We start from the raw sequence: 21,321 nt of genomic DNA, 5'->3' as shown, positions 1-21,321 counted from the left end.
TGTGAGTAGTAAAAGATGACCTTAAATATTGAAGTTATTAAACCAACAATCGGTGCCATTATTCACGATGTTGACTTAAACACGGCTGATGAAAATACTACACAACAAATTCAACAGGCCTTGCTAGACCATCATGTAATTTTCTTCCGCAATCAGCAGCTCGCACCTCAGGCGCAAGCTGAGTTGGCACGTAGTTTTGGTTCTTTGCATATTCATCCGATCTATCCATCTATCGTGGATGTGCCTGAAATCATTGTATTGGACAGTTGGAAACAAGACTTACGTGATAATGAACTTTGGCATACCGATGTCACTTTCAGCCAAAAGCCACCATTGGGCTGTGTATTACAAGCCATCAAGATTCCACCTGTAGGCGGTGATACACTCTGGTCAAGTGGCGCGGCGGCATTTGCTGCTTTGAATAAAGACTTGCAGCAGAAGTTAAAAGGCTTAACCGCAACACATGACATTCGTCAGTCTTTCCCGATTGAACGTTTTGCGCATAATGATGTTGAGCGTCAAAAACTGGAAGAAACCTTTAAGCGTAATCCACCCGTTGTTCATCCTGTGGTCAGAACACATCCTGTAACAGGCCAGCCCATCTTGTTTGTGAGTGAAGGATTTACTACACGTATTAATGAGCTGGATGAGGCTGAAAGTGCTGAATTGTTGCAATATTTATTTGCGCATGCCACCAATGAACGGTTCCATTTGCGTTGGCAGTGGCAGGCAGGCGATGTCGCGATTTGGGATAATCGTTGTACGCAGCATAAGGCTTTATTTGATTATGGTGATGCACATCGAATTATGCATCGTGCCACGATCAACGGTGATGTGCCGTTTTATCAAGCAGCGAGTTAAAATTTAGTTTTAATTTTTTGCTTCGGTGGAATCTTACAGAGATCTCATCTTATTTTGGATAAGCATCCGTTTTCTCTCTTACTTTTCAGGGATGAAAAGTAACAAAAATCCTTTGTTTGGCTGATGATACTTCCTTGTATCACAGCCAAACTGGCGGCATCCATGCCGCCGAGCGCGCTAGTGAATATTTGCGAGAATTTAAAATTACAAGAAAAAGCATTTACGGTTTGGTTTTATCTGCATTTGCGCTTGGAAATTTCTAGACCGTTTTATTCTTAGGTATTCAGTAAAATGCTCTCTTGTTTATAAACCGAAGGCGCTTGTCCCGTCCAGCGTTTAAAGGCACGTCGAAATTCACGTAATTCGCTAAAACCCAATTGCAGGCTAATTTCACTCATCGACAGGTTTTGTTCCAGTAATTGCTTGGCTTTGCGTTCTAACACATTTTGCCGAATTTGTTGAAAACTCAAGCCCTCTGCTAATAATTGCCGTCTTAAATGGCGTTCGCTGATCCGTAAATGTTCAGCAGCGTGCTGCATCTCAAAGCGTTCAGGTAAGTGCTGTTCAATCAAATGATCGAGTAAATGTACATAGCCGACTTGATTGAGCTGGTCGATTTCTTTTAAGGACTGTTCACAGATTTGGATAGCAGTTGCGTAGTTGGCAGGGCTATAATTTTTTAAGCTGCGTTGTAACAGGCGGCTACTAAAACGCATGATATTTTTATCACAGTTAAATTCGACTGGGCAGCCAAAAAAATCGTTATATTGTGCTTGGTATTCGTTGGGAAAATAGCTGAGCTCAAGACTGATCACATCATCATGATCGCCCAACATGGCGTTTAAACAGGTGATGATGCTGCTGAATAATTCATCATAGAAAAAGGCTTTCAGTTCATTGCAGGGATAAGGTTCGGTGACTTCCAATTCACAAAGATCAGCGTGGATAGAAAAGTCGATATTCAAGACACTGCCAGAAATCCGATGGTAGCGCAGCGCAATGTCTAAAGCATCTGCAACCGTTTTACACGATTGCATGGCAAAGCCCAAAATCCCCATTGAAATCAAACCTTCACTACTGCCAAGTTTTAAACCAAGGTCGGGTTGTTGGTAGGTTGCAATAGCCTGACGTATCACATCACATAGTTGAGGGAAACGAACCACACCTTGGGTTTGCTGTATTTGTGCAGTGTCTAAACCTGAATTCTCAAACCATGCAGCATAATCCCACTGTTGCTGCTCTGCATAATGGATCAGGCTCGCCAGAATGGTGGGTGGAATAAATTGCTGTTGATCATTTTTATCGCTGCTACGTATAGGCATAAGTCCGTTTTGCCCCCCACAGAAAAGTGTCTTTAACCCTGTTGGGTATCGCATAATTTTGATTAACTTTCAACATGCTTTAACACAGTTAGAAAAAGAATTGAAAGGAAGTCGTGATGTATCAGGTGGGTTGGGACAAGCAGCAAATCAAAATTACACCGAAAGGTTATGCCATGTTTGGTTATGGGCAATGGTCGCATCGTGCTTATGAACAGCGTACGGCTTTATATGCCCGTAGTGTGAGCATCGTCGATCCATCCGGTCATCGACTGCTACTTTGTTGTCTTGATTTAGGTTGTATTACCCATGCCATGCGCAGCCAAACGATAGCGCAGCTCACGCAGATCTTAGGTTCACAATTTGATGATAATCAATTGGTGTTAATGGCGACCCATACCCACTCTGGGCCTGGTGGCTGTGGTTATGAAGCCTTATATAATCTACCGACACCTGGTTTTGTGCCTGAACATCTCAGTGCAATTGTCGAGGCGATTGTACTGAGTATTCAAAATGCAATCGGGTCTGAACAAGACACCGAGATTTTCTTGGGGACGCAACATTTTTCAGAACATACTGCTGTGGCATGGAACCGCTCAATCAAAGCTTATAATCTTAACCCAGAGGTTCAGCCGCGCACTGAGGCTGAAACGCATTTAGCCTTAAACCGTGAAATGCAATTGCTTGGTTTTTATCGTAAACAAAAATTGCAGTCCTTTATTTCTTTCTTTGGGGTACATGCAACCTGTTTGGGAAATTCTTTAAACGCCTATGATGGCGATAATAAAGGTTATGCGGCTGCATTTTCTGAGCAGGCTTTAACTGAGCAAGGAATTCAAAATCCAGTCACGATTTTTGCTCAAGCAACCGCAGGGGATGTATCGCCACATTTTCATGGCAAAGATCAGCTCAAGATTCGCAATCGAATTAAGGGTGAGCAGGAGTATCAATACGCGCAACAAAATGGGCGTTATCAAAGTGAACTGGCTTTAAGTACCTTGCAAGGGAATATTGCTAAAAATTTAGAAAAAGTCGAAGGCAGGATCGATGCTGTTTTGTCCTATGTTGATCTGAGTAATATTGAGATTCCCGATGCATTTGCAGCGGGGCAAAAGCATGCAAAGACCAGCCAACCTTGTCATGGTACTGCATTTTTTGCAGGCACACCTGTGGATGGTTTAGGTGCACCCAAACCCTTAATCATGGGGATGCAATTTTTAGCCGATCAATTTCGCAAACAAAAAATCAAGCATCCCAAAGCAGCAGACTTTGCAGACTATCAACAGCTGTATGCATCTCAAGGGCCGAAACAGATTTTACTGGAAGCAGGTGCCAAAAAGATTTTAGGTCAACCGATTGGTTTTCCGCCGAGTATGCTTGATCCGCTGATTGCCGAAATGAATCGACAAGTGAAAGCAGGGGCGATTCAGCACAGTCCTTTAGTCCCAAGTGTGGTTCCCTTACAAATTGTGCGATTAGGTCAATTGGCTTTGATTTGCTGCCCAGGAGAATTTACGACTATCGCAGGGCAGCGTGTAGTTGATACAGTTAAACAGATGCTTGCAGCACAGGCTTCAATTGAAAGCGTTTGGTTGGCATCGTACTGCAATGATTATATGGGTTATGTCACCACCTATGAAGAATACCAAGCGCAGGCGTATGAAGGTGGACATACCTTATTTGGTCAATGGACATTGGCAGCCTGTCAGAGCAAGTTCCAAGGCTTAGCAGAACAGTTATTATTAGAAAAAGATAAACGTCATTACGATGAAATGACACGACCACCGCACATTCCAGTGCAGGAACTCGCAAAACGCACTAATCATGGCAATTTAAAAACTGCCGTCAGCCAAGGAGAGGCAGTATGAGGGATTTAACACAAGGCATTTGGTCGAACTGGTCTGGCTTTCAAAAAGCCAAGCCACAACAGATTTTGCAACCTGCCAATATTCAAGAACTACAGGCTATTGTTCAGACGCAGCAAAAAATACGGGTAGTGGGTGCAGGGCATTCCTTTACGCCGTTGGTCTGTACTGATGCAACCTTATTGTCTTTGGATCATATTGCCGGAATAGCCTCTACCGATTTCGAACGCTGCCAAAGCAGCATTTATGCAGGCACACGTTTATATGACCTAGACCAACATTTACAACAACAATCGATCAATCAGGCTTTAATGAATCAGGGCGATATTGATCAGCAAAGTCTGGCGGGTGCGGTCTCTACAGGCACACATGGCACAGGCGCAGATTTACATTGTATTTCGGCCTATGTTGAGGCATTTGAGTTATTGACGGCATCGGGTGAAATCCTGAAATGCAGTCGCACAGAACATCCTGAAGTTTTTGCCGCAGGGCGAGTTTCTTTAGGTAGTTTAGGCATCTTGACCCAGATCACCATGCAAAATCGCCCACGCTATAAACTCAAAGAACATATTCAACTTTGTCCTGTAGAGGACATGATGCAACACATTCAGCAATGGAAACATCAGCATCGACATATTGAGTGCTTTGTGTTTTCCCATGAAAAGCAGTTGATGTTGAAAACCTTGGATGAGACCGATGAAGCGGTTTTGCCTCGTAAGGAAAATTTCCCATCGGATGATGCCTTACTAACCTTTTGTTCCGAATTAACCAAAAACTTTCCTTCGCTGAATCCTTATTTACAGAAGCTATTAGGGATCTTTGTCAAACCAACCACTTATGTCGATTGGTCGAGCAAGATATTTCCAACACCGCGCAATACCAAGTTCAATGAAATGGAGTATCAGATCCCTGTTGATCGTGGAATTGCCTGTCTGGATGAAGTGTTGCATGCCTTAAGAACGTATAAAGTTGCGACCTTTTTTCCGCTCGAATTTCGCTTTGTCAAAGGCGATGATATTTGGCTCAGTCCTTTTTATCAGCAGGATTCCATTTCGATCTCGGTGCATCAATATCATAAGCAAGACCCGCGTTTGATTTTTGATGTGGTCGAGCCAATCTTGCAAAAATATAAGGGGCGTCCGCATTGGGGTAAAATGCATCAAATGAACAAGACACAGCTTCGGGCTTTATATCCAAAGTGGGATGATTTTATGGCTTTGCGTCAGCAGCTTGACCCAGAAGCCAAATTTTTAAACCCCTATCTGGAAAAGCTGTTTTTAGGTTAAATCGAATTTTTATGAGTTGAAAGTACTTAACGGAATCATATCGAATTCCCATCCAATTAAGGGTGAAGCTTTCGGCTAGATTTACTTTGGTTTCGTCCTGAGAAGCATTTCAAGCTTCGCAAGATGTATTTAAACTCTTGCGTTTTGCCAAAGCTTTGGTCGCTTTGGCTTGCTCAGGTTGTAGATGACATTCCCTCGTATAAGATGGTTTTTTAGGATCACGATTAAATAAAAAAGGTATCGCCATGTTGGATCATTATTTTAAACAACTCAATCTCGATCTAAAAAAACAGGGGATTGCCACTCCGCAACTGATCATCGATGAAGCGGCTTTAAAACAGAATATCCAGCATGTGCAAGTACGATTGTCTCATGCACCGCATTTAAAAGCGCGCTTGGTGGTGAAGTCATTAGCCAGTCTGGATTTACTCAAGTTGTTATCTGCCCGAATCAACACCCAGCGCTTTATGGTGTTTCATCAACCACATATCGTTTTAATCTTAGAAAATTTTGCTGAAGCCGATATCTTGTTGGGTAAGCCGATGCCCGCTCAAGCCGTACGTCACTTCTTTGAACAGCATCCAGAATGGTCAAATGCCAATATCCAGTGGCTGATTGATAGCAAGCAACGTTTACAGCAATACCTAGAGATTGCTCAGCTCTATTCGCTATGCTTGGATGTAAATATTGAGATTGATGTCGGTTTACATCGTGGTGGCGTGCAGTCGACAGCGCAAATGGTCGAAATATTAAAGTTAATTCAACAGTATCCGCAGTATTTAAAACTTTCTGGTTTGATGGGCTATGATGCGCATGTCAGCAAGATCCCAGCCATTATTAAAAAGCCTGAATTGGCCTATCAAAGCTCGCAGCAGACCTATGCCGATTACCAAAAGCTAATTAAAGAGCAGTTCCCAACGCTGTGGAAGCATGAGCTTTGCTTTAATGGCGGAGGCAGTCCAACCTTTAGTTTTCATACGACTGAAAGTGTCTGCAATGATTTGTCTTTTGGTTCAATGCTGCTCAAACCGAGTGATTTTGACAGTGATTTTTTAAGGGCCTTGCAACCCGCCTTATGGATTGCTGCACCGGTATTAAAAATCTTGCCATTTACTCAACTGCCATCGATGTCATTGTTGGATAAATTGCCACATAAGTGTAAGGCGCTGTTTATTTATGGTGGCTATTGGCTGGCTGATTATGTCTATCCTGACCAAGCGCATACCCATGCATTGTATGGTCGTAGCAGTAATCAGGAGTTGGTCAATGTACCGAAGGATTGTGATATTCAAGTCGATGATTTTGTGTTTTTAAGACCGACACAAAGTGAAGCAATTATTCCTCAGTTTTCCAAGTTAAAGCTGTATCGCACACATGCTTTTGAGACATGGCAAACGTTTAGTGAGTAACGGCATTGCGATTGCCAATAGCCGACCTAAAAGTTTGTTAACGATTTTGAGCCTTAAAAGAAATCTGCCAAATGACAGCTTTTCGCTTCAGTCAGATTTTCAATGGAATCGACCAGTAAAACATTGGTATCTTTTTCGCTTTTATAGGCTGCAATCACTTCTGCATAAATCGGCTGTTTGAGTTTTGAGGCTTTGGAGATAAAACTTGATACCGCCTTTTCCTTAGACCAATCTGCATCTTTTAGCACATATTCATTTTCTACACTATCACATCGCGTCAAAGTGGCTTTTTTATCCTTTATGGTTAAGGTGCCCATAAAAATATCCATACTTTCTTGCGGTTCAGTTGAATTGGCAAAAGTAGTGAAAGGAAAAAGTAAGCTAAATATAAAAAAGACAAAGGACATTTTTTGCATTGGATTTTTGCTCGTGATTAGGTTCATTATCAGAATAATATTGCCGAGATTCTAATCTAACTGTTTTCCTCAAGCATAGGAAATCATGAAGTAGGAACAGGATTTGAAGCGGATCATGTTCCTACGTGGCTGAATAGCTGATTGAAATGATTTGCTAAAAATGATAGCCAATTTTTAGACCATAAGCGATGGCGCTGTTATTGTTAAAATCGGCCTGTTCTGCAATCGGTTTAATGCCAGGCACTGGGATGTAATAAGTACCATCTTCGGCAACGACATCGCCTAACCAGAAGTATTTAACTCCAGCCGCAATAAAGTAGTTCTGAGCAGGGTTGAACTGAACACCTAAGCCAAGCCCCCAAGAGCCTTTGGTTGGATTTAAGGTCGATGCAGGGTCGCCTGTACCTGAGTCCCAACTGACTTCCGTCGATGCACTCCATTTTTCAGTAAACTGATGCCCAAGTCCGACATTTACCGTCCATTGATCTTTTTGGTAGCTGTCCAGATCAAAACCGCCTGTATAGGTTCCTTCGCTGATCAAGCCTGTTAGGTATTCAGTCACTGCGCCAAATTGAGTGGGGCGAATGTGAAAATCTTTCCAGTTGACCCAACGTAGATTGGTATAGAGTAGCGTGTCTTTATATATGCCTGTTTGAAAATCAATATTGACGGATTGTGGAGTGGAAATTCTGGTTTTACTTACTGTGGTGACTTCCAAAGGTTGACCCAACATGGTTTCAGTTGCTTGCATATCATGGTCGATTTTAGAACGATAGGTCACCGCTGCTTTTAAGGCAATCTCTGGAATTTGATAACCTAGACCTGCCAACCAACCGACCGCATGATTGGCTTTAAATTTGGCATCATAGCCATTAAAGGCTTCGCCGTATGAATTACCACGCAGAGCTACATCACCTTTGACAGATTGATAGACGGCACCGCCATAGAGTTGAAAATTGCGAAAAGGATTCACACCTAAAATCATGCTGATGCTTTCGGTATCGACATTGACCGATGTCCCTTGTTGGGTAAACTCATTATCCGAAAAGGTATTATTCGATTGCATAGGATAAGTAATATTAGCACCAAACGGTTGATCGTAAAGCAGGCCAAAGCTGATTTGATTTGTTAGCTGTAATTTGAGTGCGGCACTATAATATTGAAAACTATTGCCCATATTGCCTGAGTTAAGATTCTGAGGATCATTGACCAGTTCTGGGCGATTACGAATTTTCCCCGAAATACTTGGATCTACTGCAGTGGCATTGACCTCGACATAATTGCCATTTTCCAGAAAAGGGAGAATGGATTGTGCTGATTGATCCAGTGCTGCAGCGTGGTTTAATGTTGTGATACACATCCCACAGAGGGCAATCACCATTGGATTGAGTTTCATATTGATCATCCTTGCAATATTATGTCTTATTATTAAAAGTGTTCTTGATGAACAGTCATTTTTGAATGATAGCGAGCTGATTCCACACACTATTTTGATTTTAAAATGAATATCCAGCTACAAGTGAAGCATCTTTTTAGATCATGGCATAGGGTTGTAAATGATCAATATGGGGGGCTAATCGGTCTGGTTGGGAGATTTCAGGCAATAAAAAACCCCGTATCGAGACACAGGGTTTTTTCAGTTAAAGCAGGCGCTTATTGCTTAACGATCAGCACAGGAATATGTGATTCGGTTAAAACGGCACGTGCTACGCTACCGAGCAGTAAACGTTTTACTCCTGTACGGCCATGAGACCCCATCACAATCAAATCTGCACCGACTTCATCGGCCACAAAAATAATCCCTTCACTGGCTGAACCATGATGAATCTTGGTATTAACTTCAATACCGTCACGGATAAAGGATTGGGAAATATCTTGTAGCTGGGTTTTGGCATGCGCTTCGGCTTGCATAAAATAATCTGTTACCGCAGGCGCAAACTGATAGAAATCCACACCCACAAAAGGATCAACGACAACGACACTCAAGATCGTGACTTTTGCCCCTGATAATTTTGCTAAAGACAGTGCATGTTCAACCGCTGCATAAGAAATTGGAGAATCGTCAACAGGGACTAATATATTCTGATATGACATTTTATATTGCTCCTTTATGGTTATAAAAAATAATAAAGCATAATATGTTGATAACATATTGAGTCCGCGTGAGCAAATCAGCAGTAGCAAAAAATGTATGATAAAACTGAAAATAATCTAGAAAAACAGCGTATTCCCGCGCAAAATAGAGCGATCAGAAAATCACTGTATTTTTGTAATTTTGCTTAAGATTAACTTTAGATTGAACAATAAAATTTAAGCTTGATTTGAAACGAGAAGGAAGGTTCGTGTTACTTAGTTTAGACGCATTTAAGCAACAAAAATTTGATCAGATGGCGGCCAAAATTATGGCAAATCCATCCTTTTATCTAGACTTTGAGTCCGTTTCAGACTTTTATAAAGCCGCATGGTTAGATGAGTTCCCGCAAGGAACGACATGGTCAGCAACAGGTTTGGATGATGGCGCTGAACAATTTTATGCGGTAATTGAATATGGCGACCATTATCTATATATCAGTCGCTTGCAGCGGGTGACGGTTAAATTAGGTATACGACATCATTACAATCAAAATAACTAATCCGAACAGTCATCTATTTTTGAGCCCCCAGATTTTGAGATCTAAGTCCGAGTGCTATACTTTTGCGCAATCATGAAATCCTAATAAAACAAAATGGACATTTAAAAATGGCACATCAATTTACGGTGAATGAAACAATTCATGGTGTTTCAATTGAAGATTTTTCAAGACTGGTGGCAGATACTTCATTGCATGAAGCGGTATGCAAACGTATTCCGGGTGAAAACTTGGACATTATTGAATCGAATATCAAGGGCGATATTTATACGCTACGCCGTGAATATAATCTGGATGTGAATATTCCAGAGGTCGCCAAAAAATTATTAAAAAATGCATTTCGTCTAAAACGTGCAGACATTACCCATTTAAAAAATTTAACTTCTACGGTTGAGCTTGGTGCAAATCTGCCTCTGGAAGCAAAAGGCGAGCGTAGCGTGACTGGGGATAGTGATAAAGTGCATATCTCTTTAACGTGGACTGTCAAAGTCAAAGTTCCCTTGATTGGCGGGATGTTGGAAAAGCATGCTGAAGGCGAAATCCGTAGATTCAGCACGCTTGAAATCGAGATTGTTGCTGATGAGTTAAAGCAGCATCTTTAATTTTCCATCAACAGAAAACTCTCCAAGCGGAGAGTTTTTTTGTTTTTAGAAACGCAAGAAATAGGGAATAATTGAAAGAATCACACCAATGATACCAACCACGGTGTTGCTATCGATGAAGTAGGTAAAGAGCATCAGAACTAAACCACAGACCAAGGGCACGGTCATTTTCTGCTTTTTGCCATACATAAAATAGCCTAAGCCAATTGAGCTAAAGATCACACCAAGAAAGAGTTGGGTTGCATTCATTGTGGTTTGCCATCGGTTATTTTTATCGCGCATATATTATGACAAGATTCTTAAATGAAAATTATGGTAACCCGATAAAATATCCAATACGATATTATTCACTATTTGGTCAAAACAATTATAAGGGCGTGGGATGAGTGTAATTCTACCTGTAGCACAACGTGGTGAAGAAGTTCTAAAAATTAAAGCGGCAACGGTCGCGAGCGGGGAATTTAACAGTGAATGGTTATTGCAATTGGCTTCTGCCATGCATGCGACCATGCTGGAGCGGAATGGTGTCGGGATTGCGGCACCACAAGTTTATATTTCTAAACGATTAATTATTGTGGCATCGCGTCCCAATCCGCGCTATCCCGATGCGCCTGAAATGGATGCGGTGGTGATGGTCAATCCTGAGATTCTGGCGTTTTCACAAGAGTCTTGTTTGGGTGAGGAAGGCTGTCTCAGTGTGCCAGATGAACGTGGGCTGGTAGAACGGGCACAAGCGGTCAAAGTACGTTATTACACCTTACAGGGTGAAGTGATTGAAACCACTTTTGAGGGTTTTCCTGCGCGTATTGTTCAGCATGAGGTGGATCATTTGGATGGTATTTTATTTGTTGAGCGTTTGAGTTAGTTGTTTTTGTAAGCTCATAAAATCATTACAAAAGCTATAATTTTTATATGATCAGTGATCTGTATTATAACTTTCATCTAAATTAAAACTTGAATTATTTAAAGGTTAGATGACCATGAAAACTCCTCTTCCTGATTATTTGGCACATGTGATTGAGGCCTGCGATACAGATAATAGAGGAAATCTCGCCGATTATATTCCTGAGTTGGCCAACGCCAATCCTGATCGTTTGGCACTGGCTTTATCTACAGTTGATGGTGAAATTTATTCCGTTGGGGATGATGAGATTGAATTTACCATTCAGTCGATGTCCAAACCATTTACGTATGCCTATGTGCTACAACAGCTTGGTATAGACGCGGTATTAGAGAAAGTAGGGGTTGAACCTTCAGGTGAAGCTTTTAATGAAATTTCATTGGGCAAAGACCGCCGTCCCAAAAATCCGATGATTAATTCGGGTGCAATCACTACACATTCATTGATTCCAGTCAAAGATGAGTTATCAGGCGCAGAAATTTTACGTCGATTTATGAGTGAGCTGGCAGGACGTGAGCTGCAATTTGATGATGCAGTATATGAATCTGAGGTGAAAACGGCTTACCGCAATCTCTCGATCGGTTATATGTTGCGAACCGTAGGAATTTTAGAGTCCGATCCTGAAGAAATTGTGAATGGCTATATTCGCCAATGCGCGATCTTGGTGACAGTTAAAGATCTGGTACGGATGGGCAGTGTTTTTGCCAATGGCGGAGTAGATCCTAAAACTGGAAAACGCTTATTGAATCGTGCTGTAGTACGCCAAGTCCTGAGTGTGATGATGAGTTGCGGTATGTATGATGCAGCGGGGGATTGGCTCACGACGGTGGGGATTCCTGCCAAAAGTGGTGTTGCTGGTGGAATCTTGGGGGTGTTGCCGGGTCAGGTGAGTATTGCGGCTTTTTCTCCTCGACTCGATGAGCACGGTAATAGTATACGCGGCATTGATATCTTGGAACGGCTCTCTCGTGATATGGGCTTGCATTTGATGGAAGGCACACCTTCCGCACAAACGATTGTGCAGAGTCATTATCGAACTGGAAAAGATGCATCTTTGAGTGTGTATGTGCTTCGCGGTGTATTGAAATTTACTGAAGCGGAAATGTTGTTACGGACCTTGCAATGTGAGCCTGTCGATAAAAGTTCTATTGTGATTGATTTAACTCAGATTTCACTGATTCATGAGGTCGGAAAACGAATGTTTTTAGAAGGCATTGATCGCTTGATTGATGATGGTCACACTTTATTGTTGGTTGATCCTGAACAGCGTCTGGATAACGCGCGAACGCATAAAGATCGGGTGTTGCATGTTTATCAGAATCTTGAGGATTTGATTGAGAAGCATAAGGAGCTGTAGGAGTAGAGAGCCTATATTGAAATGATATAGGTTCTAAATTAGTGCGATGTTTTTCCGATGTGAGGTTTAAACATCGTATTGAATAATATCGTTGGTTGAATTGTCACTTGTGGGGCGTATTTACTTCAAATTTTATTTATACTGAGCCGATTAGTTTTTGCAGAATATCTAAAATGAAAAATAAAATATTGGGTTTAGCATTGATGGGTCTGGTTTCACAGCCACTGTTTGCAGCTCCATTTGTTCAACCTGTGATTCAGGGTAAAACGTACAATAATTGGGAGGTGCCTATACGTTCATTGGGTAAACCGAAAAGTGTTGTTAAAGGAAAACCTGATGAATGTAACGGTGGCTATTTCCCAGATGAATATGATTATGGCAGCTTTAAACTTTTAGATACAGGTGTCATTAAAGAGGTTTATTTTAGTCAGAACAATGCACTAGTGTTTCATGGACAAAAGATTGGTAGTGGGATAGATCAAAAGAGTTTTATGCAACAATTTAAAAAATATGAATTGTGGATGGACGCTGAAAATAAGAATGCTGTTTATAGTGGGCTGGCTGAAAGTGGAAATGATTCAATAGAATTTGTTTTTAAAAATGGAAAACTTCTAAAATATAAGTTGTTCTTTGATAATTGTTAATTTTGGAAGATTAAGTATATAGGATTGATAAGTTAAAGATTTAGCTGTCTTTTATTTCTTAATTTTACTCTAACGCTGAATTAATTAGATGAAGCCTTATAATAAAAATCTAAAGCAAGTATCTCGAAATTTAAGAAGCAATATGACAGATGCTGAGCAACTGCTATGGCAAAGGATCAGACGTAAACAGATTTTAGGATTACAGTTTTATCGACAAAAACCTCTTCTAAATTTCATTGTGGATTTCTATAGTCCAGCAGTGAATTTGGTCATTGAATGTGATGGTGGGCAGCATTACACCAAATTGGGGTTAGAGGCTGATCAAAATCGTGATCATGCTTTAAGTGAATTAGGACTGATCACGTTAAGATTTAGTAATCATCAGATTTTGACTGAGATAGATGCTGTGGTAGAGCAGATTTTTTATGTGGTTCGGCAAAGGTTAGGAACCTTCTAATCCTGCTTTATAAGAGGGAAGCTTTGCTGTGAATTGGATCTATGTCGTGGATTCGCGCCGCTCCCTCCTTTTTAAAGGGAGGTTAGGAGGGATTTTTTATACAAAATGATAATTCGCATGTGTGTGGGAGAGAGTGAGTAAATGTTTCATACTGAAATTCAATTTGTTTATCATGTAAAGTGTCTAAAAAGTTTTCCAAGCTATAAACATTATCAATCTGATCTTGGTTTAAACCAACATTAAGAGCATTCCAAAGTAAGCAGTTTATAGCTTCAGTGTAGATACTTAGGTACTGTGGAAGAAGATCAAGTTCATATAGAAATAGTTTAATTTTCAATTGATCTACAACATCTTCATTGCCCTGAATATAGTAGGTTAAAGTAGATGGATTGAAATCATTATCTAATTTGAGGATTTTTGATCCAAACCAAATATCATCACCAATATCGGTATACTTAATTTTTATATTAAAATCAGTCAGATAATTTTCAGCCTTGTGTGCACTCCAACCCTTTTTTAATGGAATTTCAATTAAATTTTTTCTTTTCATATTTCTTTGTTTTATGAGGGAAAATGACTTTATAAGCTGTTGATAATTTCCAATCTTATGTATTTTGATGTGATGAAACCATTCATCGATTAAATCTTTTTGAGTTCGAAAATTAATAATGACTAAAAATTTGGTAAGAGAGATTAGTTTTTTATTATTAATAAAAAAATGAAGTCATACGAATATTTCCTCATATTTTATATATAAGAGAAAAAACCAAAGGAAAGGTAAATATAGTATTGTTAAAAAGATCGGTGTTAAAAAATCTTGTAATGTTTGATAATTTGCAAACTTTGAGAGATCTCTAAAAATTTGAATTAAAAAATGGGTAAAAAATATGAAAAAAATAATTATTAGTATGGAGTCACAAAGTTTTTTAACTTTAAGATGTTCAGGATTGTGTTGAGCAACTGTACTGAATACCGTTAAAATAGTAATAATTGGGAAAATAATTATTAGTTCTATAAGTAGATTAAAGGTATGAAAATTAATAATAAACTGAAGAAATATGCTTAAGTTTATTGATGATTTTATAGTTCCGATAAAGAAATTTTGCGAATTCTCCTTAATAGTGTTTATGTTAAACAAAGTACCTATTGCAAATGTTATATACCAAAAAAATGTATTTTTAAGTTGGCTAAAATCCCAAATCTGAAGTTGATAGAGAAGCCATAATATCGGCGTTAGATATGAAGTAATGAATAAAATGGACGTAATTATTTTTATATGGAAAAAACTTTTAATGATAGCAATAAGAGATGATCTAAGATGGAGGTTTTTTAAAGAGTAGAAAACGATAACTACGAAACAAATTATCATCCATACAATTGAAGCTATTTCCCTCGTATTTAGTTGATCCATATTTGAAAAGCACTTTAATTTTAATGATTTAGTATAGTTTAATTTACTCGACTTTATAATCCCTCCCAACCTCCCTTTGAAAAGGGAGGAACTGTCACGTAATTTATTAGATACGTGCAAGTCCCCCTTTGCTAAAGGTGAGAAACTACGTTTCGCAAGAGGGGGAATTACTTAAGCAATCGAATCATCTAAATTCGGTGCTAACCAACGCTTCGCTTCATCCAGTGTCCAGCCTTTACGCTTTGCATAATCCTCAAGCTGATCCTGAGAAATCTTACCCACGTTAAAGTATTCACTTTCAGGATGCGAATAATAGAAACCACTGACAGAAGAAGGCGGCATCATCGCAAAGTGTTCAGTTAACTTGGTACCGATCTTCGCTTCCGAACCTAACCAGTCAAATAACACTGCTTTTTCTGAATGTTCTGGGCAAGCAGGATAACCTGGTGCAGGACGAATACCCACATACTTTTCTTTGATCAATTCTTCATTGCCCAAAGTCTCATCGGCTTTATAGCCCCAGAATTCTTTACGGATACGCTCATGCAAATGCTCAGCAAAAGCTTCGGCAAAACGATCAGCCAAAGACTGAACCAAGATTGCTGAATAATCATCACCTTTGGCTTTATATTCATTTGCCAGTTCTTCCGCACCAAAGATCGATACAGTGAAACCGCCAAGATAATCGGTATTGTCTTTAGAAGTGCTAATAAAGTCTGCTAAAGATAAATTCGGTTTGCCTGTGACTTTGTCAGATTGCTGACGAATATGCTCAAAAGTATGCGTAACATTTTGCCCCGTTTCATCAAACACACTCACTGTATCCGCACCTGTACGTTGTGCAGGGTATAGGCCAAATACAGCACGTGCATCGAAACGCTTATTCTCGATAATGTCTTTCAACATCGCTTGCGCTTGGTTATACAAATCAGTGGCCGCTTCACCCACAACTTCATCTGTCAGAATTTTCGGGAATTTACCTGCCAAGCTCCAAGAGATAAAGAAGGGTGTCCAGTCAAAGTACTCAACCAATGTCGCCAATGGATAGTTGGTAATGACTTGCGTGCCCAAAGTATTTGGAATTGGTGGGATATAGTTGTCATCCACTTTAAAGCCATTTTCAATCGATTCAGCATAGCTGAGTTTGGCTGCTTTCGGTTGCTTGTTAGCTAAACGCTCACGGATCTTGGCATATTCAGCACGGTGCTCTGCAATAAAATTGCCACGCATTTCTTTTGATAATAGGGTCGTTGCTACACCCACTGCACGCGAAGCATCAGCCACATAAATCACCGCATCATTTTGATACTGCGGATCAATCTTGACTGCGGTATGTGCTTTCGATGTGGTTGCACCACCAATCAACAGTGGAATGTCAAAGCCTTTACGTTGCATTTCTTTGGCAACAAACACCATTTCATCCAAAGATGGGGTGATTAAACCAGACAAACCGATGATGTCGCATTTCTCATCAATCGCAGTTTGCAGGATTTTTTCCGCAGGGACCATCACGCCAAGGTCAACGATGTCATAACCATTACAACCCAAGACCACGCCCACGATATTTTTACCAATATCGTGTACGTCACCTTTTACAGTTGCCATCAACACTTTACCTTTAGACTGGCTTCCTGTTTTTTCAGCTTCGATGTACGGGTTCAGCCATGCCACGGCTTGTTTCATTACACGTGCAGATTTCACCACTTGTGGTAGGAACATTTTACCTGAACCAAACAAGTCACCAACCACGTTCATGCCATCCATCAATGCACCTTCAATCACATCGAGTGGACGTTTAGCTTTTAAACGAGCTTCTTCGGTATCTTCATCGATATACGTGGTAATACCTTTGACTAAGGCATATTCAAGACGTTTTTCAACCGATTCATTGCGCCATTCAAGGTTTTCAGCTTCACGTTGTGCGCCACTATGACCACGGTATTTTTCAGCCACTTCAAGCAGTTTTTCTGTCGCGTTTTGACCCGATTCACCTTGGTTCTGGTTTAGAACAACATCTTCAACCGCATCTTTCAGTTCTTTTGGAATATCGTCATAAATCGCCATTTGACCAGCGTTCACGATGCCCATGGTCATGCCTTGCTTGATGGCATGGTAAAGGAATACCGAGTGAATCGCTTCACGCACCGGCTCATTACCACGGAAAGAGAACGATACGTTAGAGACACCGCCTGAGATCATGGCATGCGGCAAGTTTTGTTTGATCCAACCTGTGGCTTCAATAAAGTCGACGCCATAGTTGTTATGTTCTTCAATCCCTGTTGCCACGGCAAACACGTTCGGGTCAAAAATAATATCTTCAGCAGGGAAGCCAACATCATTGACCAAAACATCATAAGAACGTTTACAGATTTCACGCTTACGTGCAGCGGTATCAGCCTGACCAGTTTCATCAAAGGCCATGACAATAATCGCAGCACCGTATTGACGACATAAACGTGCTTTTTCGACAAACTCGTCATAACCTTCTTTTAAGGAAATTGAGTTGACGACCGGTTTACCTTGTACACACTTTAAGCCTGCTTCAATGATTTCCCATTTCGATGAGTCAATCATGATCGGCACACGAGAGATATCTGGTTCAGATGCGACGAGGTTGAGGAAATGCACCATCGCATTTTGCGAATCGAGCATCCCTTCATCCATGTTGATGTCGATGATCTGTGCACCAGCTTCAACCTGTTGCTGAGCCACTTCTAAAGCTTCGGCAAAGTTCTCTTCACGGATTAAACGTAGGAATTTTTTTGAACCCGTTACGTTGGTACGTTCACCCACATTCACGAATAGTGAATTTTCATCAATGTTAAATGGCTCTAAACCACTTAAACGGCATGCAGGAACAGTTTCAGGCACTTGACGTGGCTGAATGTCTTTGACTGCATTGTAAATGGCACGGATATGGTCAGGTGTGGTACCACAGCAACCGCCCGTGATATTGATCAAACCACTTTCAGCAAATTCTTTAATGAATGCTGCCGTTTGTTCAGGCGTTTCATCATATTCACCGAAGGCATTCGGTAAACCCGCATTAGGATGGGCAGAAATGAAGGTATCTGCAACATCAGAAATCGTTTTCACATGTGGACGCATGGCATCTGCACCCAAGGCACAGTTAAAACCAATCGAGAGTAAATCGCCATGACGTACCGAGTTCCAGAAGGCTTCTGCGGTTTGACCTGTTAAGGTACGGCCAGATGCATCGGTAATGGTGCCTGAAATCATCAATGGCAGTTCATGACCAATTTGCTTGAATACCTCTTTCACCGCAAAGATTGCAGCCTTACAGTTCAAAGTATCAAATACAGTTTCGATCAACAGAATGTCAGCACCGCCTTCAATCAGGGCATGGGCAGCTTCAATATAGTTTTCTTTGAGTTCATCAAAAGTAATATTACGGAAAGCCGGATCATTGACATTCGGCGAGATTGAACAGGTACGTGAGGTCGGGCCGAGTACACCTGCCACAAAACGTGGTTTTTCTGGGGTCGAGTATTTGTCACATGCTGCACGCGCTAAACGTGCCGCTTCACGGTTGATCTCTGGAACAAGATCTTCCATGTGATAATCCGACATTGAAACACGGGTGCCGTTAAAGCTGTTGGTTTCAATAATGTCCGCACCTGCATCCAAGTAGGCTTCGTGGATGCCTTGAATAATTTTTGGCTGGGTTAATACCAATAAGTCGTTATTGCCTTTTAGGTCTGATGCCCAATCTGCAAAACGTTCACCACGATAATCTTCTTCTTCTAATTTATGGCGTTGAATCATGGTTCCCATTGCGCCATCAATAATCAGGATACGTTGGGCAAGAAGTGATTGTAGGGTGGTAAGCGTGGACATTCAGGAACCCCAGGAGCTGATGAAGATAAAAAGCAGGGGCATTGTAACAGAAGCTACGCCAAAGCGCGTATTTTCAGCAGTCAGCAAGATGATTCCATTAGTTCATTCATAAAATGTCATAAAAGCTTCACGAAGTTGTCATAATTGAATTGGATAATGCTTAAAAAGAAAACAGGTTGTTCGAAATGTGACAATTCGATGTCATATTTCGTAGCATTTGTTGCAAAATCAGACAAACAGTTCTTATGGTGTTTTTGTTTTTATAATGTATTGTTTTTTATTAACTAAAATAAAATACAGGGCGTATTTATTGTAAGAAAATACAAAAAAATGTGAGGAAAACATGAAATTTTGGCTTTATGTGACAGTCCTTTGTCATATAATTGTCATAATTTAATTAAACAATACAGGGGATTTTATTATCCCCTAACCGTCTACATGAATTCTAATCTTCCTCCTGTTTCGGATTCACCGCTTGCCAGCTCTCAGGCAAAATCGACGAATGTACATGTACCAACACCGAAATTTTTTATGCCGGTGTTCTTAACAGTTATTGTTGCAACACTGATTTATATCGGTTTTCAGCTCAGCGCTGATTTGGCACATGTACCGCCTTTAAGTTTATATTCAGTTATTCTTTTATCGACGGCACTTTTCATTGCTTTAGGCTTTGAATTTGTAAATGGTTTTCACGATACGGCAAACGCTGTAGCGACGGTTATTTATACCAATGCATTACCTGCTCCAGCAGCAGTGATGTGGGCTGGTTTCTGTAACTTCCTTGGAGTTATGGTAGCGAGTGGCGCAGTTGCGTACGGTATTATTGCATTACTTCCTGTAGAAATGATCATGAATGTCGGCAGCGGCGCTGGCTTCGCGATGGTTTTTGCATTGTTAATCGCAGCAATTCTCTGGAATCTGGGTACGTGGTTCTTAGGAATTCCTGCATCAAGTTCACACACTTTAATCGGTTCGATTTTAGGTGTGGGTATCATGAACCATTTCTTGAATGCTTCAGTTGGTGCGACCAGCAGTGGTATTGATATGGATCAGGTGATTAAAGTTGGTAAGGCGCTATTATTCTCTCCATTGATTGGTTTTGCATTTGCAGCCATCTTATTCTTATTGGTGAAGAAAGTCTTTAAACGCCAAATGGAGCTGTTTCAGCCGCCTGAAGGCAATAAGCCACCACCACCACTCATTCGTGCTATCCTGATTTTCACCTGTACGGGTGTAAGTTTTGCCCATGGTTCAAACGATGGTCAAAAAGGTATGGGCCTGATCATGTTGATCTTGATCGGTTTGGTGCCATTGGCTTATTCGTTAAATAAAAATTTAGATGCCCAGCAATTACAGTCTTTTGAACAGCTTTCTGCACAGACAGCAACCGTGTTGAATGTTAATCAAAATGAGCTGACGGATGAAAAGGCACGTGATGTATTAACCAAATATATCCAAACCAAAGAACAAACAGATGAAGTTGTACCTGCACTTGCAAGCATGACTGCACACTTGGGTAACCGTGTTGCTGGTTATGGCGATCTTAAGGCGATTCCTGAAGCCGCTGTCAGTGAAATCCGTAACGACATGTATTTAAGTACCACGACCTTCAAGCGTTTAGATAAAGCAGAAGCTTTACCTGAAATGGATAAAGACCAAGCGAAAGTAGTTAAAGAATACCGTAGTAGCTTGGATTCATTCCTTCAATACATTCCGAACTGGGTGAAAGTCGCAGTTGCATTGGCATTGGGTCTTGGTACCATGGTCGGTTGGAAGCGTATTGTGGTGACTGTTGGCGAGCGTATTGGTAAGAACCACATGACTTACGGTCAGGGGATGTCGGCTGAGCTTGTCGCGATGAGTACCATTGCAGCAGCAGATGGCTTAGGTATGCCTGTATCAACGACACATGTATTAAACAGTGCGGTTGCGGGTACTATGGTTGCGAATAAATCAGGCTTGAATTTCGCAACGGTGAAAACCATTCTTTCAGCATGGATCTTTACTTTGCCAGCGACGATTGCTTTATCGGGCGGCTTATACTGGTTATTCTTGCAGTTCGTTTCATAATGCAAATAAATTGTTGCGTTTAAGACGGAATGTAAAAGCTTTGCTTCGGCAAAGCTTTTTTTATGCCTGTTATCGGGGTTTCTTTAAGATTGGCTGGTTTTGGATATCAGTTGGTCTTTCGAAATAGGTAAGCGTATGCTGTCCTGAATAGCTGAATAGCTGAATAGCTGAATAGCTGAATAGCTGAATAGCTGAATAGCTGAATAGCTGAATAGCTGAATAGCTGAATAGCTGA

At 40.8% G+C, this 21,321-nt stretch carries 19 protein-coding genes; 11 read left to right on the top strand and 8 right to left on the bottom strand.

Features of this window, described 5'->3' with window-relative positions; all coding sequences use genetic code 11:
* The first annotated feature begins 15 nt into the window (after positions 1-15).
* Entirely contained in the window at positions 16-861 is an 846-nt protein-coding gene (tauD, locus tag Aba26S_RS11670) for a taurine dioxygenase (protein ID WP_005242848.1), read from the top strand.
* Between the two features lie 275 nt (positions 862-1,136).
* Here tauD and Aba26S_RS11665 read toward each other — a convergent pair whose 3' ends face one another.
* Positions 1,137-2,237 (bottom strand): AraC family transcriptional regulator, encoded by a 1,101-nt coding sequence (locus tag Aba26S_RS11665; protein WP_043972109.1) that lies wholly within the window; start codon positions 2,235-2,237, stop codon positions 1,137-1,139.
* 62 nt (positions 2,238-2,299) lie between these two features.
* Here Aba26S_RS11665 and Aba26S_RS11660 point away from each other — a divergent pair, with 62 nt between their 5' ends.
* Complete coding sequence (locus tag Aba26S_RS11660; protein WP_043972106.1) at positions 2,300-4,048, top strand: neutral/alkaline non-lysosomal ceramidase N-terminal domain-containing protein; 1,749 nt, start codon at positions 2,300-2,302, stop codon at positions 4,046-4,048.
* Entirely contained in the window at positions 4,045-5,331 is a 1,287-nt protein-coding gene (locus Aba26S_RS11655; RefSeq protein ID WP_043972104.1) for a D-arabinono-1,4-lactone oxidase, read from the top strand. Before Aba26S_RS11660 ends, Aba26S_RS11655 begins: the two co-directional genes overlap by 4 nt.
* A 109-nt stretch (positions 5,332-5,440) precedes the next feature.
* Here Aba26S_RS11655 and Aba26S_RS11650 read toward each other — a convergent pair whose 3' ends face one another.
* The gene (locus Aba26S_RS11650) at positions 5,441-5,578 is read right to left on the bottom strand and encodes a hypothetical protein (RefSeq protein WP_155522863.1); all 138 of its coding nucleotides are present in this window, start codon (positions 5,576-5,578) and stop codon (positions 5,441-5,443) included.
* Between Aba26S_RS11650 and Aba26S_RS11645 the strand changes: the two genes are divergently transcribed.
* Positions 5,577-6,740: an alanine racemase gene (locus Aba26S_RS11645; protein WP_043972101.1), complete on the top strand. Its 1,164-nt coding sequence runs from the start codon at positions 5,577-5,579 to the stop codon at positions 6,738-6,740. The genes Aba26S_RS11650 and Aba26S_RS11645 overlap by 2 nt on opposite strands.
* A 53-nt stretch (positions 6,741-6,793) precedes the next feature.
* Here Aba26S_RS11645 and Aba26S_RS11640 read toward each other — a convergent pair whose 3' ends face one another.
* The 3 genes from Aba26S_RS11640 to Aba26S_RS11630 all read right to left on the bottom strand — a co-directional run bounded on the left by Aba26S_RS11640 (position 6,794) and on the right by Aba26S_RS11630 (position 9,250).
* Positions 6,794-7,156, bottom strand: a complete 363-nt coding sequence (locus tag Aba26S_RS11640) for a hypothetical protein (protein ID WP_005242833.1) — start codon at positions 7,154-7,156, stop codon at positions 6,794-6,796.
* A 154-nt stretch (positions 7,157-7,310) separates the two neighbouring features.
* Positions 7,311-8,552 (bottom strand): transporter, encoded by a 1,242-nt coding sequence (locus Aba26S_RS11635; RefSeq protein WP_043972097.1) that lies wholly within the window; start codon positions 8,550-8,552, stop codon positions 7,311-7,313.
* 257 nt (positions 8,553-8,809) lie between these two features.
* Positions 8,810-9,250 (bottom strand): universal stress protein, encoded by a 441-nt coding sequence (locus Aba26S_RS11630; protein WP_005242829.1) that lies wholly within the window; start codon positions 9,248-9,250, stop codon positions 8,810-8,812.
* Between the two features lie 248 nt (positions 9,251-9,498).
* Here Aba26S_RS11630 and Aba26S_RS11625 point away from each other — a divergent pair, with 248 nt between their 5' ends.
* Positions 9,499-9,789, top strand: a complete 291-nt coding sequence (locus Aba26S_RS11625) for a hypothetical protein (RefSeq protein ID WP_005242828.1) — start codon at positions 9,499-9,501, stop codon at positions 9,787-9,789.
* Between the two features lie 107 nt (positions 9,790-9,896).
* A complete protein-coding gene (locus Aba26S_RS11620; RefSeq protein ID WP_043972093.1) occupies positions 9,897-10,388 on the top strand; it encodes a DUF2505 family protein in 492 nt (163 codons plus the stop codon).
* 45 nt (positions 10,389-10,433) lie between these two features.
* On the opposite strand, the gene Aba26S_RS11615 is transcribed toward Aba26S_RS11620, so the two are convergent.
* A complete protein-coding gene (locus Aba26S_RS11615) occupies positions 10,434-10,637 on the bottom strand; it encodes a hypothetical protein (RefSeq protein ID WP_043972090.1) in 204 nt (67 codons plus the stop codon).
* Positions 10,638-10,770: 133 nt separating this feature from the next.
* Here Aba26S_RS11615 and def point away from each other — a divergent pair, with 133 nt between their 5' ends.
* The 4 genes from def to Aba26S_RS11595 all read left to right on the top strand — a co-directional run bounded on the left by def (position 10,771) and on the right by Aba26S_RS11595 (position 13,747).
* Entirely contained in the window at positions 10,771-11,253 is a 483-nt protein-coding gene (gene def, locus Aba26S_RS11610) for a peptide deformylase (protein WP_043972088.1), read from the top strand.
* A gap of 115 nt (positions 11,254-11,368) precedes the next feature.
* Positions 11,369-12,646, top strand: a complete 1,278-nt coding sequence (locus tag Aba26S_RS11605) for a glutaminase (protein WP_043972085.1) — start codon at positions 11,369-11,371, stop codon at positions 12,644-12,646.
* Between the two features lie 173 nt (positions 12,647-12,819).
* Entirely contained in the window at positions 12,820-13,290 is a 471-nt protein-coding gene (locus Aba26S_RS11600; RefSeq protein ID WP_043972082.1) for a hypothetical protein, read from the top strand.
* Between the two features lie 88 nt (positions 13,291-13,378).
* Positions 13,379-13,747: an endonuclease domain-containing protein gene (locus Aba26S_RS11595; RefSeq protein WP_043972080.1), complete on the top strand. Its 369-nt coding sequence runs from the start codon at positions 13,379-13,381 to the stop codon at positions 13,745-13,747.
* Positions 13,748-13,829: 82 nt separating this feature from the next.
* Here Aba26S_RS11595 and Aba26S_RS21415 read toward each other — a convergent pair whose 3' ends face one another.
* Both Aba26S_RS21415 and metH read right to left on the bottom strand, forming a co-directional pair.
* A complete protein-coding gene (locus Aba26S_RS21415) occupies positions 13,830-14,297 on the bottom strand; it encodes a hypothetical protein (protein ID WP_227541444.1) in 468 nt (155 codons plus the stop codon).
* Between the two features lie 1,032 nt (positions 14,298-15,329).
* On the bottom strand, positions 15,330-19,016 hold the full coding sequence (gene metH, locus Aba26S_RS11585; RefSeq protein WP_043972076.1) for a methionine synthase: 3,687 nt from the start codon (positions 19,014-19,016) through the stop codon (positions 15,330-15,332).
* A gap of 438 nt (positions 19,017-19,454) precedes the next feature.
* Here metH and Aba26S_RS11580 point away from each other — a divergent pair, with 438 nt between their 5' ends.
* Entirely contained in the window at positions 19,455-21,086 is a 1,632-nt protein-coding gene (locus Aba26S_RS11580; RefSeq protein ID WP_043972073.1) for an inorganic phosphate transporter, read from the top strand.
* The last annotated feature ends 235 nt before the right edge of the window (positions 21,087-21,321 follow it).

It is taken from the genome of Acinetobacter sp. NBRC 110496 (genome assembly GCF_000876115.1).
Taxonomy (GTDB): domain Bacteria; phylum Pseudomonadota; class Gammaproteobacteria; order Pseudomonadales; family Moraxellaceae; genus Acinetobacter.
The sequence above is the reverse complement of the archived record's forward strand: the minus strand, read 5'-3'. Positions and strand labels throughout refer to the sequence as shown.